The sequence below is a fragment of the Corynebacterium sp. MSK019 genome, from assembly GCF_030232425.1.
GTDB classification, from domain to species: Bacteria; Actinomycetota; Actinomycetes; order Mycobacteriales; family Mycobacteriaceae; genus Corynebacterium; species Corynebacterium jeikeium_D.
This window is the reverse complement of record NZ_JASPJT010000009.1, coordinates 86,880-103,000: the sequence shown is the minus strand read 5'-3', so window position 1 is coordinate 103,000 and position 16,121 is coordinate 86,880. Positions and strand designations below refer to the sequence as shown.

General features: G+C 59.9%; 11 protein-coding genes. 8 read left to right on the top strand and 3 right to left on the bottom strand.

Annotation, left to right across the window (positions count from 1 at the left end; translation table 11 throughout):
* The 3 genes from QP982_RS07920 (at position 1) to QP982_RS07910 (ending at position 6,634) form a co-directional block, all read left to right on the top strand.
* The gene (locus tag QP982_RS07920; RefSeq protein WP_284870390.1) at positions 1 to 2,034 is read left to right on the top strand and encodes a galactan 5-O-arabinofuranosyltransferase; all 2,034 of its coding nucleotides are present in this window, start codon (positions 1 to 3) and stop codon (positions 2,032 to 2,034) included.
* Between the two features lie 132 nt (positions 2,035 to 2,166).
* The gene (locus tag QP982_RS07915; protein ID WP_284870389.1) at positions 2,167 to 5,565 is read left to right on the top strand and encodes an arabinosyltransferase domain-containing protein; all 3,399 of its coding nucleotides are present in this window, start codon (positions 2,167 to 2,169) and stop codon (positions 5,563 to 5,565) included.
* A gap of 40 nt (positions 5,566 to 5,605) precedes the next feature.
* A complete protein-coding gene (locus QP982_RS07910; RefSeq protein WP_049193895.1) occupies positions 5,606 to 6,634 on the top strand; it encodes a TIGR00730 family Rossman fold protein in 1,029 nt (342 codons plus the stop codon).
* A 27-nt stretch (positions 6,635 to 6,661) separates the two neighbouring features.
* Here the strand turns inward: QP982_RS07910 and QP982_RS07905 are convergent, their stop codons facing one another.
* Positions 6,662 to 7,588, bottom strand: coding sequence for a glycoside hydrolase family 25 protein (locus QP982_RS07905; RefSeq protein ID WP_147722184.1), 927 nt, complete (start codon positions 7,586 to 7,588; stop codon positions 6,662 to 6,664).
* Positions 7,589 to 7,694: 106 nt separating this feature from the next.
* Between QP982_RS07905 and QP982_RS07900 the strand changes: the two genes are divergently transcribed.
* The 3 genes from QP982_RS07900 to QP982_RS07890 all read left to right on the top strand — a co-directional run bounded on the left by QP982_RS07900 (position 7,695) and on the right by QP982_RS07890 (position 12,230).
* Complete coding sequence (locus QP982_RS07900; protein ID WP_284870388.1) at positions 7,695 to 9,728, top strand: M13 family metallopeptidase; 2,034 nt, start codon at positions 7,695 to 7,697, stop codon at positions 9,726 to 9,728.
* Between the two features lie 259 nt (positions 9,729 to 9,987).
* On the top strand, positions 9,988 to 10,989 hold the full coding sequence (locus tag QP982_RS07895; protein ID WP_049172610.1) for a sugar-binding transcriptional regulator: 1,002 nt from the start codon (positions 9,988 to 9,990) through the stop codon (positions 10,987 to 10,989).
* 143 nt (positions 10,990 to 11,132) lie between these two features.
* A complete protein-coding gene (locus QP982_RS07890; protein ID WP_049172490.1) occupies positions 11,133 to 12,230 on the top strand; it encodes a YihY/virulence factor BrkB family protein in 1,098 nt (365 codons plus the stop codon).
* Here QP982_RS07890 and QP982_RS07885 read toward each other — a convergent pair.
* Both QP982_RS07885 and QP982_RS07880 read right to left on the bottom strand, forming a co-directional pair.
* Positions 12,225 to 13,442, bottom strand: a complete 1,218-nt coding sequence (locus QP982_RS07885) for a NupC/NupG family nucleoside CNT transporter (protein ID WP_048732023.1) — start codon at positions 13,440 to 13,442, stop codon at positions 12,225 to 12,227. The genes QP982_RS07890 and QP982_RS07885 overlap by 6 nt on opposite strands.
* Positions 13,443 to 13,487: 45 nt before the next feature.
* Positions 13,488 to 13,907, bottom strand: a complete 420-nt coding sequence (locus QP982_RS07880; RefSeq protein ID WP_049189792.1) for a cytidine deaminase — start codon at positions 13,905 to 13,907, stop codon at positions 13,488 to 13,490.
* A 169-nt stretch (positions 13,908 to 14,076) separates the two neighbouring features.
* Between QP982_RS07880 and QP982_RS07875 the strand changes: the two genes are divergently transcribed.
* Both QP982_RS07875 and deoC read left to right on the top strand, forming a co-directional pair.
* Entirely contained in the window at positions 14,077 to 15,363 is a 1,287-nt protein-coding gene (locus QP982_RS07875; RefSeq protein ID WP_070566519.1) for a thymidine phosphorylase, read from the top strand.
* A gap of 104 nt (positions 15,364 to 15,467) precedes the next feature.
* Positions 15,468 to 16,118 carry a deoxyribose-phosphate aldolase gene (deoC, locus tag QP982_RS07870; RefSeq protein WP_070549375.1) on the top strand — a complete coding sequence of 217 codons (651 nt, stop codon included), beginning with the start codon at positions 15,468 to 15,470 and terminating at the stop codon, positions 16,116 to 16,118.
* Positions 16,119 to 16,121: the final 3 nt, after the last annotated feature.

Here is a 16,121-nt window from a genome sequence, read left to right as displayed (position 1 = left end):
ATGGTTGACAAGCAGGCCGACACCTCATCATGCAGCGAAGCCCAACAGGCTTCGCCAGCTTTTGACGAAACTACAGAGTTTTCCACAAACCGGCTCGCAGGCGAGTTCACCGACGAAGACCGTTACGAGATTTTCAATGATGACCAGCTCTCCCTCAAGGCTGCCTTCCTCTACCTGGTCGCAGCGCTTGTGGGCGGTTCGGTTATCGCTCTGGCGTCCTGGTTTGTGTTCCACCGCCTGTCGCTGCCGGCCTTTGGTGGCTCGCAGCTGACCAGGGCGGTCGCAACAGCGCTGATTGTCATCACGCTGACGCTCACCACCGTCCTGCTGTATTTCTTCGCCACCAAGGGCAAAGACAATCGCCCCAGGTGGCTAACGTGGTTGACGTACCTGATGGCTTACATGTCACCGGCCATTCTGGTGGTCTCTGCCGTCGGCCTGCCGCTGGGCTCGACCAGGCTGTGGCTGGACGGCCTTTCTGTCGACCAGGAGTTCCGCACTGAGTATCTCACCAGGATGGCCGCGGAGCCTGGCCTGCATGACATGTCGTACATCGACATCCCGTCTTTCTACCCCGCTGGTTGGTTCTTCCTGGGCGGACGCCTGGCCAATATCCTGGGCATTGCCGGCTGGGAGGTCTTCCAGCCCTGGGCGTTGATGACACTCGCCGCTGCTGGCTGTGTTTTGGTTCCGGTGTGGCAACGCCTGAGTGGCTCCCTGCCAGTAGCCACTGGCATTGCGCTGACAACCACGGCCGTCGCCCTGGCCACTGTCGCCGATGAGCCCTACGCCGCAGTCGTTGCTATGGGTCTTCCGGCGATGACCGTGATGGCCTGGCGCGGTCTCACCGGCGCTTGGTCCGCCATGTTTGGCGTGCTCGTCTTCCTGGGTATTTCTGCGACTTTCTACACTCTTTACACTGCCGTAGGCGCGCTTATTGTGGTCGTGTTGGCCGTGGTCGCGTGGACGTCGTCAAGCTCGTGGATGCCTGTAGTGCGCCTGATCATAATGGGCGTGGGATCGATGCTGATTGCGGCGACGGTGTGGGGTCCGTACATGCTGGCGGTTGCGGCGGGCGCACCGCGCTCGGGCGCGACAGCGACGCATTACCTGCCGCCAGAGGGCGCGCAGCTGCCTTTGCCGATGCTCGCTGCCAGCGTGATCGGTGTGCTGTGTTTCATCGGTGTCGTGCGCATGCTGGTCAGCGCCACAGAGCCGGATGCGCGCGCGCTCGGCCTGGGCACGCTGGTGCTCTACGGCTGGGTAGTGGCCTCGATGGTGGCGACACTGCTCGGACGCACGCTGCTGGGGTTTCGCCTCACCGCACCGATTACGTTCATGTTAATCGCGGCTGGTGTGGTCGCGCTTGCCGACGCCCGTCTCAACGGCATCGAGAAGTACTGGCCGCAAGCGGCACCAGCTCACATTGCCAAGCGTGTTTCCGCGGTAATGGCGGCAGTCTTGTTGCTGGCGGGCATTGGCTACGCACAGTCGATTCCGAATAAGTTGCATGGCGCCATCGACTTGGCGCATACCGACACCGACGGTAACGGCGAGCGCGCGGACCGCTTCCCACCGAATGCCGGGGCGTGGTACTCAGCGGTGGACCAAACGCTGAAGGAGGCTGGGCTCGATCCGGCCCAGACAGTGGTGCTGACGGATGAGAAGAATTTCCAGGCACTCTATCCCTGGTACGGATTCCAGGCACTGACCAGCCACTACGCTAACCCTCTGGGTGAGTTTGACCGCCGTAATCAGGCGTTGGAGGAATGGTCGGAGATTCGCGACCCCGATGAGCTCGTGCAGACAATGGACGAAACGCCGTGGCGCGGACCAGATGCCATTGTGATGCGGGGCGAAGTTGAGACGCCTGATGGCGAGGATGCCGCTCCGCTGACGTTGGACATCGCGGATGATATCTATCCGAACAATCCGAATGTGGTCTTCCGGAGCCTGAATTTTGCCCGCTCTGCATTTGAGAAGCACTGGGAGCTAAACCAGGTCGGCCCGTTTGTAGTGGCGGTTCGCAAATAGGTGTTGGCAAGTAGGTATTGGGCGGCTATCCCCTGCTATAAACGTGATTCCTGTTACTAATGTGGAAACTGTGATGTAACTTTCGCGTTGCAAACTCAAAGAAAAACGCCAATTACCGTAGTATCTTTCCTTGTGACTGCCGAAACTAAAGAAATCAAAGAAAGTGTCGACGGCTCACCCGAAGTGACCATCGACCGCGTGGAGAGACCGCCTATGGACGGCCCCTCTCCTACGACACTGACTCGTTGGACAGCGATTATCGCTGGAATCGTCGGTTTCATTTGCTTTGTCATCACACCGTTCCTCCCGGTCGTGAATACTCAGTCCTCCGTGTCTTGGCCTCAGCGCGACACACTGAACTCAGTGGATGCGCCACTCATGGCGCAGGCACCGTTGGATTTGAGCGTCGATCTGCCTCTGTCGCTGACGGATGAACTTTCCGACAAGCGGACAACCCTGTTGTCGACTATCCCGCCGACCGCGGATAAGCCGACTAAACGGGGCTTGATGGTGCGTTCGGGCAAGGACGGCCTCGACGTCATTCTGCGCGACAGCGTGGTGATGAGCCTGGATAAGAAGGAGCTTGCCAGCAACAAGGGCAAGATCCTGGAGATCCGCTCAAACGAGCATGAGACCACCGTCAACATCGACGGCGCCAAGAACTCAGATGGTGAGAAGCTCACCGCCACCGCACAGGGCGATTACCGCCCGCAGGTCACCGGTATCTACACTGACCTGCCCGCTGACGGCGACGCGGCCAAGGCCGTAGCCGATGGACTCGATGTCCACATGAACATCGACTCCCGCTACACCTCACACCCGACAGTGGTGAAGTACATCGTCATGTACTTGGGTCTGCTTCTGACGCTGGCTTCTCTGGTCGCGTTAGCTCGCATTGACCGTATCGACGGTTCCTCCTTCACTCCGCTGTTCAAGCGCGGTGCGTTGAAGCCGACTCCGCTGGACATCCTGGTTGGCACGATTTTGGTTGTTTGGCACTTCATCGGTGGCAACACTTCCGATGACGGTTACATCTTCACCATGGCGCGCGTCTCCGACGAGTCGGGCTACATGGCGAACTACTACCGTTGGTTCGGCGCTCCTGAGTCACCGTTCGGCAGCCCTTACTACGACCTGCTGTCGCTGATGGTGAAGGTGTCCACCTCATCTCTGTGGATGCGACTACCGGCGCTGCTGTCCGCACTGCTGGTGTGGTTCATTATTTCCCGAATGGTTATCCCGCGCCTCGGCGACAAGATTGCCCAGCGCCGGGTGGCCTACTGGTCTGCTGCTGGTGTGCTGTTGGCCTTCTGGCTGCCGTACAACAACGGACTGCGCCCGGAGCCGGTCATTGCTCTGGGATCCCTGCTGACCTGGGTATTCATTGAGCGCGCAATTCTGACTCGACGCCTGCTGCCAGCTGCAGTCGCAGTGGTTATCGCCACGCTGGCACTGGGCTCGGGCCCAACGGGCCTAATGGCAGTTGCTGCCCTGCTCGCAGGCATCCCGATGCTGGTGCGCATTGTCGTTGAGCGCCATAAGGCTCTCGGTGGTGGTTGGCAGGCCCCACTGATGCAGATTGCGCCGTTCCTGGCTGCGGGCACCGCAATCTTGGTCGGTGTCTTCGGCGACCAGACTTTGGCCACGGTCCGCGAGTCCATTCGCGTCCGCAGCATCATCGGCCCGTCGGAGCCTTGGTACAACGAGTACGTCCGCTACTACTGGCTGGTGCTGCAGTCGGTCGACGGCGCCTTCCCGCGTCGTTTCCCAGTTCTGATTGCACTGGCGTGCTTGACCATCACGATTGCCGCGCTGCTTCGTCACCGCACCGTTCCGGGGGCTCTGGCCGGCCCGTCGGCACGCCTGGTGTTCATGTTCATCGGCACCATGTTCTTCCTGACCTTCACGCCGACAAAGTGGACGCACCACTTCGGCGTGTACGCGGGCATCGCGGCTTCCCTGGCAGCACTTGCCGCTATGGCCATTAGCCATTGGGTAGCAGGTAACCCGCGCAACCAGCTGTTCTTTGCCGGTGGTATCACCTTCATCCTCGCTTTCTCGCTGATGGGCATTAACGGCTGGTGGTATGTGTCGTCCTACGGCGTGCCGTGGTTCGACAAGACCATTCAGTTGCGCGGCCACCAGCTGGGTTCAGCAGTATTGGCTCTGGCCTTGCTACTGCTGCTGGCTGGTGCCGTAATGAACTTCGTCCAGGAGTTCCGTACCAAGCCGAAGTCGCAGGAAAAGTCGGCACGCGCGCGCCGCGTCAATGCAGTTGCATCGTCCCCGATTGCAGTGACGACGCTGCTGGTGACGATGTTCATGGTGGCTTCACTGGGCAAGGGCGCAGTATCGCAGTACCCGGCATACTCGGTCGCCGCGGGCAATATCCGCTCCTTGGCTGGTCAGACATGTAATATGGCGAGCGATGTGCTGATGGAAACCGATCCGAACGATGGCTTCCTGAATACCGTCGATGGCAAGCCGCTAGCGGAATCGTTGCGCGGTGGCGGCAAGAACCGTGGCTTCGACCCGAACGGCGTCCCGTCAAACATGAAGGCCGAAGCTGTGGACACCAGCCAGAGCCAGGCAAGTACTGCCGACACTGATGATCAGTCTACTGATCCGGACGCCACAGTTGAGGGCGGCTCCGCGTCGGGCACCGACGGCGGCAAGCGCGCCGACAAGGGTGTCAACGGCTCGCAGGTCGAGCTGCCATTTGGCTTGGATCCGGATAAGGTGCCGGTGCTTGGCTCCTACTCCGAGGACATTCAGCGTCCTGCAAGCCTGGAAACTTCCTGGTTCCAGCTGCCTGAGATTGACGAGGACCACCCGCTACTCGTCGTATCGGCGGCCGGCCGTATCTTCCACCACGACATCAACGGTGTGGCTCAGCAGGGTCGCAAGCTGGTGGCAGAGTACGGTCGCAAGGGCGGCGACGAGGATGGCTTCGAGGTCCTCTCCGAGTCGGAGCCGATTGATATCGGCCCTGCTCCGACCTGGCGTAACCTGCGCTTCCTGACCGAGGAGATCCCAGAGGGAGCGACCGCTGTGCGACTGGTCGCGGAGGACAATGACGTCTCCGAGGATCAGTGGCTGGCACTGACCCCGCCGCGCCTGGCCGAGCTGCAGTCGATGACTGATGTCATTTCGCCGGAAACTGCGACTATCCCGGACTGGCCGGTTGCCTTCCAGTTCCCGTGCCAGCGTCCGTTCGACCACTACGCAGGTGTCGCAGAGCTTCCGGAATACCGCATCACTCCGGACCGTGGCCTGAAGGTCGTCGGTGCAGATGTCTGGCAGTCGGTCGATGGCGGTGGTCCGCTCGGATTCTCCGACGCTGTGAATGAGGCTACGTCCGTACCGACTTACCTCAAGAACGACTGGCGCCGCGACTGGGGTTCCGTCGAGAAGCTCTCGCCGCGTCCGAATAAGGACAAGGTCAAGCCGGATGTCGCCGAAATTGAGTATGAAGATATCACTCGCTCGGGTCTATACTCGCCCGGGAAGATGATTGTGAAGGATCCCTAGGCGAAAGAGCCTCGGTGCCTCCTTCACCTAAGGAGACCGAGTGACTGCACAAACCCGTTCCATCGTTGTCGCCGCAATGGTTGTGACTGACCCGGTGGGGCGGGTTTTGTGCGTTCGTAAGCGAGGTACGGATACGTTCATGCTGCCCGGCGGCAAGTTCGAGCCGGGTGAGTCCGTCGATAACCCGGAGGTCACCGCCGCGCGCGAGGTCTCCGAGGAGCTCGGCGTGGACATCGAGCTATCGCTGTTGCGTCCGTGGAATATCGCCCGCGCAGCCGCCGCCAACGAGGCGGGCTTCGAGGTCGTCGGCCACCATGTGCGCTATGTCGGAGAGTTCACCGACGAGTTGGCAAACGTTCAGCCCCATGCCGAGATTGAAGAGGTCCGCTGGCTCGACCCCTGGCTGCCGACCGGGAAAATCGCCCCTATGCTGGCCGAGACTACTCTGCCGAAGCTCCGCGAAGAGCTGCCGCAGCTTGCCGCTGGCCGTGAACAGCCACAGCGCGCACTGTCGTCACTAACTGTTTTCTGCGGCTCCGGCTTCGGCAACGATCCCGCCTGGCGCGTCACCGCCGAACGTCTCGGCCAGACACTCGCGGAAAATCGGGTGGAGCTCGTCTACGGTGGCGCGGCGATTGGTCTTATGGGCACGGTTGCTAACGCAGCGCTTGACGACGGCGGCAGTGTCACAGGTGTCATCCCCGAGGTCTTGGTCAAGAAGGAAATTGCCCATCCGCGGCTGACTCACCTGGAAACTGTTGCGACTATGGCCGATCGAAAGTCGCGCATGTATGAGCTCGGCGATGCTTTTGTTGCACTCCCCGGCGGTGCGGGCACACTGGAAGAGTTCTTCGAGGTGTGGACCCAGCAGCACCTGGGGATTCATGCCAAGCCAGTGGCGTTGCTGGGACCTTCGGGCTTCTGGGAGCCCCTGTTGGCGCTCCTGCGCAAAGTTGTGGATGCGGGGTTTGTGCGACCGGAGCTTCTCGATGCGCTTATCGTCGTCGACGACGTCGACAAGCTCCTGCCTGCGTTGATTGCGTGGCGTGCGGGGCGGACGAAGTTTTAGCCTGCCCCCAGGCCCCACAACACACTGCTAGTGAGCAGCAGCCAGCTGCTGCAGCTCAGCTTCGGTGCCGTTGAAGACATCCTCATCCACGATGGTCGGGATGCCATCGACGCGGCCGGTGGAGGAACGCTGCCAGAAGGCCATGCTCTCCCAACCGCCCGGCAGCGAGGTCGGAGCGCTGTCTTCGTAGGCGGCGAGCCACAGCGGGTAGTCGGTGAAGTCGGTCGAGTTACCCATCGGGTTCTGCCAGAACCAACGGTAGGTGTAAATCATCGGGGTTTCGCCGGTCTTTTCCTCAACGCGCTCGAGGAAGTCCTTGGTCCACTTTTGCAGCTGGGTTGGGTTGAGGCCATTGTCTAGCTCGATGTCAAGCACAGGCGGTAGTGTCTTGTCTGTGGAGATTTGTTCATCGCGCTGCTGCAGTGCTTCTACGTACTGGTCAGCCTGCGCGGTTGCGGAGCGATCCGGGTGTGCCTTGTGGTAGCTGCCCACGTACAGACCGGCCTTCGCGGCGGCGATGGAGTCCTCGAGGAAGTACTTCTGGTCACCTTCGACACCGTCGGTGGCCTTGATGAAAGCGAACTTCTGGCCGCTAGCTGCGACCTCGTTCCATTTCAGCGCGACGCCACCTGGGCGCTGCCACTTGGAGACGTCCACACCAGTCGGCCCCATGTGGAAGCCGGTGCGAGCCGGGTTCGACGATGCGCTGGTAGCCGAACCAGTTGAGGAACCGTTGGCACCAGAGCCCTGCGACTCCTGAACAGTCAAAAAGTCGAGCGACCCCTTGGAATCAGCAGCGGACGGGTTGGAGTGTGCAGATGCGTCCTGGGGTTGCGCGTCAGCCGGTGCAATAACACCCAAGGTCAGCGGCGCAACGGCCACGATACTTGCCAAAGTGGCGCGGCCCGGGCGTCGCTTCAGCACCGCGGTCGCGGAAAGTGGAAGAAATTTCATGGTTTGCACCTTACCCCCTAAATCACTTTAGCCCCATTCGTAATCCTAAACTTATCCCGCCCCTCCAGTCACAGCTTCAATCCGCCCTTGCCCCTAGACTGGCGGCATGACAAATAGCACTAATACTGAGACCCAGTCCGCAACGTCCCAACTCTCAACGACTCCTCGCCCACAGGATGACCTCTACTTGGCCACCAACGGTGAGTGGGTTAGTAATCACGTCATCCCGGCTGACCGCCCCATCGATGGCGCCTTTTACAAGCTGCGGGATGAGGCGGAGGAAAACGTCCGCGAGCTCATCACCACTGCCGCCGATGCGGATCCGAATTCCCGCGTCGCTCGCTTGTACAACTCTTTTATGGACGAAGCCGCTATTAATAACGCCGGCGCAGCTCCTCTCGCGCAGGATTTAGAAATGATTGCCTCCGCCGAGAACGCGCATGAGCTGGCGTTGGCGCTCGGCCACCTCGATCGCCTCGGTGTCGGTGGTGCGCTCGGGTACTGGGTAGAGAAGGATTCCGGCTCGGACCTGGATACTCTCTATCTGTTGCAGTCGGGCCTCGGCCTCCCGGATGAGGCTTACTACCGCGAGCCTGGTCACGCCGACACCCTCGCTGCCTATGAGCAGCATGTTGCCGCTATGTTGAAGCTCCTCTCCTCGCATGACGACGGCGCGGGAGACCTCTCCACCGCGCTTGCTGCATTCGAGTTGGTGGACCCGGCCGCTGCGGCGGCGCGCATCGTGGCTTTTGAAAAGCGCATCGCCGCCGGTCACTGGAATGTGGTCGATACCCGCGATGCACTGAAGACCTATAACAAGACGGCCATTGCTGACCTCCCTACCGGCTTCCCGGTCGCGGAGTGGCTCGCGGCCACCGGTGTCAATAAGACGAACCAGACTGCCATCGACACCATCGTGGTGATGATGCCGTCGTACTTCGAGCACTTGAGCAAGCTGTGGCAGGACACTGACCTGGCAGATCTGCGCCTGTGGGCACTGTGGCGCGTCCTCCACCAGCGCGCCGCCTACCTGTCGGATGACTTCTCTGCGGAGAGCTTTAACTTCTACGGCCGAACCCTGCAGGGCTCGACCGAGCAGCGTGCACGCTGGAAGCGTGGTGTTGCCTTTGCGGACGGGGCGGTTGGACATGACGTCGGCAAGCTGTATGTGGAAAAGCATTTCCCACCGGAGTACAAGGAGCAGGTCTTGGAACTGGTGGACTACCTGCTGGCGGCGTACCGGGAGCGCATTTCGGAGCTGCCGTGGATGACGAAGGCGACGCAGGAGCGGGCGCTGGAGAAGCTGTCGCTATTTAAGGCCAAGATTGGTTACCCAGAGCGTTGGCGTGATTACTCGGCGATGGAGCTCGGGAATTCACTGATGGAGAATGCTCGCGCTGCCAGCGCTTTTGCGCATGATTATGAGGTGGCAAAGCTGGGCACCCCGGCCAATCGTGATGAGTGGCATGGTACTCCGCAGACGGTCAATGCCTTCTACAATCCGGTGGTCAATGACATCACGTTCCCGGCTGCGATTTTGCAGTCGCCGTTCTTCTCACCGGACGCTTCCCCGGCGGAGAACTTCGGTGGCATCGGTGCGGTTATTGGTCACGAGATTGGTCATGGTTTTGATGACCAGGGCTCGCAGTATGACGGTCACGGCAACCTTCACCAGTGGTGGACCGATGAGGATCGCGCAGCTTTTGAGAAGCTGACCTCCGCACTGGTGGACCAGTACGAGGGCCTGGTTCCGCAGGCTCTGCGCGAGCAGGCCGAGGAGGGCGCTGACCTGCCCGGTGTCAACGGTCGCTTCACCCTGGGAGAGAACATCGGTGACTTGGGCGGGCTTGGTATTGCTGTCGTCGCTTTCCGCCGTTTCCTCGCTGCCCGCGGAAAGGAACTCGGGTTGGAGGACACCCCCGAGACCTACCGTGACCTGTTCAAGCAGTGGGCACTGGTCTGGCGTTCCAAGATTCGTCCGGAGTTTGCACGTCAGCTGCTTGCCATTGACCCGCACTCGCCGGCGGAGTTCCGCTGCAACGTCATTGCCAGCAACATCGATGAGTTCCATGAGGCCTTCGGCACTTCAGCGGGGGACGGCATGTGGCGTGAGCCGAATGAGCGCGTGAATATCTGGTAATTCTGCGGGAACCCAACCTGCGCTGCCTTATCCTCCGATGCTTTCCGGGCTCTCCGATGCCTTCCGCAGCCTCCGGGGACAGCAAACGCCTCACCGTTTACTACAAATGCAAAAGCTGACTTTTTGTTTTTGCAAACGTAGAACTAAAATCACAGGTGAGGCGCACGCTTTCCCGATGACCAAGTCGGGCAGGGTCCCAATCAAGCGAGGTTCCTGTTACAAGTGCGCTTACTAAGTGCTCTTGCTGGAGGAGGCCGCTGTGGACACCCGCGACATCCAAGCACTCACCGCCGTCAAGCTCTATTACGGCGAGGGGCTCACACAGTCTCAGGTTGCAACCGAACTCGGGGTTTCCCGCCCAACGGTCTCTAAACTGCTCAACCTTGGCCGTGAGCGCGGTTACGTGCGCATTGAAATCCACGACCCGCGCGAGGAAGCCTCAGAGACCGCGACGCAGATGCGGGATCGCTACCAGCTCAACGATGTGCGCCTGGCGCAACCGGCACGCGCTGGCAACGCGGTCTTGCTCCGCGAGTTGGGGCGTGTGGGCGCCGAGCTTCTCGACGAGCTGGTGGTCGACGGTACCCTTCTCGGTGTTTCGTGGGGTAAGACCATGTACTCCGTATCCACGCAACTGAAGTCCAAGGATGTCTCGGGCGTGGAAATTGTGCAGCTCAAGGGCGGAATGAGTCATTCCGATAAGTCGACGAATGACATCCGCACTATTGGCGGGTTCTGCCACGCTTTCCATGCCTATGCCCGCACATTGCCGCTGCCGGTGATTTTCGATTCGGTCGAGACCAAGCGCATCGTGGAACAGGATCGGTTCATCGCCAGCGTATTGGCGCTTGGCCGGACGGTGGACATTGCCGTTTTCACTGTCGGCGCAGTCGACCATGATTCACTGGCCTTGAACTTGGGGCAGCTGTCGGCAACCGAAAAGGACTTACTCGTGGAGCGCGCAGTGGGCGATGCCTGCTCACGCTTCTACCGCCCGGACGGTGGCATTGCGCTGCCAGAGGTCGATGCCCGCACGGTAGGTATCAGCCTCTCTGACCTGCGCCGGATCCCCACTCGGGTACTTGTGGCCGGTGGCGCACACAAGGCCGAGGCTATCGATGTGGCCCTTCGAACAAAGTTGGCCACTCACTTGGTCATTGACGATGCCACCGCCGAGCGCCTACTTTCGCTCGACTCATCGGACTCACCGGGCTCGCCAGACTCACCCACTAGCTCCACCCCTCCCTCTGCCACGGATTAGCTGTCTCGGGACGCATCAGTACAAAGAACTGACACCCGGGCCCGAGAAGCGTCTCTGCCCTCTTCGACCGATAGACTTAAGCGAGCGCAGATGTCCGCATATATGTTGCAGCCGCTGTCCGGTCGGAGAGGACGATTCTTTAGGTGTCACCAGCACAGCAGATCAAGCACACACTCCAGGCCTACGAGTCGGCGGACGCATCTTTTGCTCAGTCCGCGAAGAAGTTGCCACCCGTGGGGTGGAAAGGAGCGCTCTACGCTCTCAAGCGTGCGGGTATCGAGTTTTTCTTGGAGCTCGGTTTCGACGCCGCCGCGAAGTTGACTTACTACACGGTGCTAACCTTCGCACCCGCACTGCTTGCGATTTACTCAATTGCCACGCTGATGTTGTCCGGTTACACCGATGACCTCAACCGACTGACCGAGGATTTCATCCGCAGCTACATTCCAGCTGAGTATGCCGAACCGATTCGCAATGTCATCTCAACGATTATCGGCTCCGCCACGGGCGGTCTCGTCGCACTGACTATCGGTATTGTCTTTGCGCTGATTTCGTCGTCGGCCTACACGCGCGCATTTTCGCGCACGGGTAACTCCATCTATGGCGTATCCGAAGGCCGCACGCTTATTCGCTACCACCTGCTCATGGTCGCCATTACGCTATTGCTGCTCATTGGCACGGTGGTACTGCTCATTGCGATTGTTGTCAATGACCAGCTAGTTATCACCATCGTCGAACCGGTTGCCCGCCCGTTGGGTATTGAATCGACCACGCGACAGGTCATTGACTTCTGCATCTCCGTCTGGAGTTGGCTGCGCTGGCCGGTCATTATCGTCATGTCGATGATTCTGATTGGCTCGCTGTACTACTTCACACCGAATGTGCGCATGCGCAAATTCCGCTGGCTCAGTACCGGTTCGGCACTGGCAATTATCAGCTCGCTGGGTATTGGCAAGGCATTGCAGCTTTACCTGTTCAACTTTGCGGCTTCAAACCCCTACGGCGCCATGGGTGCCGTCATTGCTCTCATGACTGCACTTTGGGGCATTAATGTCGTCGTGGTCTTCGGCTTCAAGCTGGATGCCGAGGTTGAGAGGATGCGCCAACTGCGCGCCGGCCTGCCCGCAGAGCGATACATCCAGCTTCCACCCCGAGCTACCGCGGCCGCCGAGGGCGAGCAGAAAATCCATCAGAATCTAGAAAAGCAGGCGGCCGAATTCCGAACTGAGGAAGAGCTATAGCGCAATCACACCCACAATTGCAGCGTTGAGCAGGTTGGTGCACAGACCCGCAATCAGCGCCAGCGGACCGTTCTTGGCAATCTCACCGCGACGCTCCGGCGATAGCGCACCGAAGGAACCGATCTGAATTGCAATGGAAGACAGGTTGGCGAAGCCAGCCAGGGCGAAGGTCGCCAACATGATGGACTTCGGATCCAGCGAGTCGACGTGCTCCGAGAACGAGGTGTAGCCGACGAACTCGTTCAGAATCGTCTTCTCACCAATGAAGCTACCGACCAGCCCTGCGTTCTCCCACGGCACACCAATCAACCAGGCAATCGGCGCGAAGATTAGGCCGAACAGCCCCTCCAGTGACCAGTTTTCCTGACCGAACCAGCCGCCGATGCCGCCAATCATGGCCGACAGCATCGCAATCACAGCGATGAACGCAATCAACAGACATGCCACAACCACAGCGATACGACCGCCGGCCAACGCACCCGATCCTAGCGCGTCAATGACGTTCTTCGACTCAGTGTCGCGGACATCCTTCACCGACGCATCCAGATCGGATTCCTCCGTCTCCGGCCAGAAAGTCTTCGCAATCAGCAGCGAGCCCGGCGCGTTCATTACCGATGCCGCCAGCAGGTACTCCAATGGCGCACCGAGCAGGGAGTAACCAATCAACGTCGATCCGGCCACCGAAGCAAAACCGCCCGACATACATGCGAACAGCTCCGACTTGGTCAGTTTCGGAATATACGGCTTAACGACGAGCGGAGCCTCCGACTGCCCGAGGAAAATCACCGTGGAAGCGAAGACGGACTCTACCTTCGAGGTTCCCATAATGAACTTCAGTGCGGACCCGACATACTCAACGAAGTACTGCACTACCCGCAGGTAGTAGAGGGCACCGAGGACTGCGCCCAGGAAGATGATCACTGGCAGCACGTTGAGCACGAAGACGAAGTTTTTCCCCGTGCCGTCGAAAAGATTACCGAAGACAAATGAGGTGCCCTCATTTGTAAAGTCGATCATCTTCTCAATGGCACCGGCGACGCTCTTCAACGCCTGGAAGCCGGGTTCCCACTTCAGCACTACCAGCGCGAACACCGCTTGCAGCAGCAGGCCAACGCCGAGCGTGCGCCAGTTAATGGCTTTCCTGTTCTTTGAGATAGCAATGGCAAATCCGATGACGAGGATGATGCCCAGTAAGCCTTGCAGTCTATCCATGACTAAGGTCTTCTTTCTTGATAAAAGAGGCTGTGGTGATGATGCCTACAGGTCCTCGGGACCAAAGGCGTAAGGGAGAATTTTTTCGAAGTCGATGCTGGCCGGAGCGCCTAAACCACCATTTTCCGGGCGCTCGGATTCCACAATGACACGCTTGCACCCAAATTCGTGCAGGACCTGCCGACAGGCACCACAGGGGTGGCACGGTGCCGCCTTTCGCCCGACAATGGCACAGGCCGCAATCTTATGGTTGCCGCCGTGCTCTGCGACCATGCGGAACACGGCTGTGCGCTCTGCGCAGTTGGTCAACCCATAGGACGCATTTTCCACGTTGCAGCCTGTGACCACCGTGCCGTCGTCAAGCAGAAGTGCGGCACCGACCGGAAAACCTGAATAGGGGACGTACGAGTTTTCCGTGGCTGCGTAGGCCTTAGCCAGTAGTTCTTCGTCTGAGATGTGGGACATTGTGCTCTCCCTCCCCGAGCCTGTGCGAGGTGTTTATGCAAACATACTTATGTGGGTACAAATGGAAAGTTAACTATTGACATTTGTTCTAGTGCTGATGATAATCGGAATCAGCAGAGTTCACAAGACCAATATCGCTAAGCACAATCGCCTATAAAAGGAGCGAACAATGGCTGAAAAGTTCGATGTAGTTGACGTCATCAAGGTAAAGCGTGATGGCGGTGAGCTCAGTCCGGAAGAGATTTCCTGGGTCATTGACGCCTACACTCGTGGCGTCGTGGGCGATGAGCAGATGGCGGCGCTGAACATGGCCATCTTCATCCGCGGCATGAACCGCCGCGAGATTGTGGATTGGACTCAGGCGATGATTGACTCGGGCGAGACCATGAGCTTCGCCTCGCTGAGCAAGCCCACCACGGACAAGCACTCCACCGGCGGTGTCGGTGACAAAATCACGCTGCCGCTGGGTCCACTGGTGTCCTCCTACGGCGTGGCCGTCCCACAGCTGTCCGGTCGCGGCCTCGGCCACACCGGCGGCACCCTGGACAAGCTGGAATCCATTCCAGGCTGGCAGGCTGATGTTCCGAATGACCGCCTGATGCAAATCCTGGAAGATTCCGGCGCGGTCGTCGCAGCAGCCGGTGCGGGCCTGGCACCTGCGGATAAGAAGATTTACGCGCTGCGTGACATCACCTCGACGGTGGACTGCATTCCGCTGATTGCCTCGTCAATCATGTCCAAGAAGATTGCGGAGGGCACCTCCAGCTTGGTGCTGGATGTCAAGGTCGGTTCGGGCGCCTTCATGAAGGATCTGAATCAGGCCCGCGAATTGGCTCGCACCATGGTTGACCTGGGCAACGACGCGGGCGTGAACACCCGCGCGCTACTGACGGACATGTCCACTCCGCTAGGCCTGACCATCGGCAATGCCCTCGAGGTCCGCGAATCGGTGGAAGTTCTCGCAGGTGGTGGCCCCGCAGATGTCGTGGAGCTGACCTGTGAGCTGGCCCGAAACATGCTGGAGCTGGCTGGTGTGCACGATGCCGACGTGGAGCAGGCTCTGAAGGACGGCCGCGCAATGGATTCGTGGAAGAAGATGATCCGCGCTCAGGGCGGCGATCCGGATGCCGCGTTGCCGGTGGCGCCTCACACGCACGACGTGGTTGCACAAGCCGATGGTTACCTGACCAAGCTGGATGCACTGGCTCTCGGCGTTGGTTCCTGGCGCTTGGGCGCGGGACGTGCTCGTAAGGATGATCCGGTGCAGGCCACTGCCGGTATTGAGATTTTTGCCAAGCCGGGAGACAAGGTGGCCAAGGGCCAGAAGCTGCTCACGCTGCACACTGAAACTCCGGATAAGTTCGAGCGCGCTCTCGAGTCCATCGAGCCGGGCATTGAAATCGGCGACACCGCGCCTACAGCCGAGCGCGAGATTATCCTCGATCGCGTGTCCTAGAAAATTACTGACAGACTCGCGCCGGCGCCACTTCCCGCCCCGAGCCCGCCACCTCCCTACCTTGACGCTCTCTCCCAAATTTCCGAAAGGACTTGATTTCTCCCATGACTTCCCGCGCTGATGTTGCCAAGATGATTGACCACACCCTGCTCAAGCCAGAAGCCACCTCTGACCAGGTCAAGGCTCTTATCGCTGAGGCCGGCAAGCTCGGCACCTACTCCATCTGCATCTCCCCCTCGCAGCTCCCAGTCGAGGTACCGGAAGGCCTGCACATCGCCACTGTCGTCGGCTTCCCCTCCGGCGCGGTAAAGGCCGAGATCAAGGCCGCTGAAGCCGCTCGCGCTGTGGCCGATGGCGCTGAAGAAGTCGACATGGTCATTAACATCGCCTTCGCCAAGGAGCACCGCTTCGACGACCTCGAGGCCGAAATCAAGGCTGTTCGCGATGCCATTCCGGGCAAGGTCCTGAAGGTCATCATCGAGTCGGCCGCCCTGACCGATGAGGAGATCATCGCAGCCTGCAAGGCCTCCGAGTCCGCAGGCGCAGACTTCGTCAAGACCTCCACAGGCTTCCACCCGGCCGGCGGCGCTTCCGCTCACGCCGTGAAGCTCATGCGCGAAACCGTGGGCGACCGCCTGGGCGTCAAGGCTTCTGGCGGTATCCGCGATGCCGCTGCCGCTGAGGAAATGATCGCCGCTGGCGCCTCTCGCCTGGGTCTTTCCTCCTCCGCCGCTGTCCTCGACGGTCTGAAGTAGGCG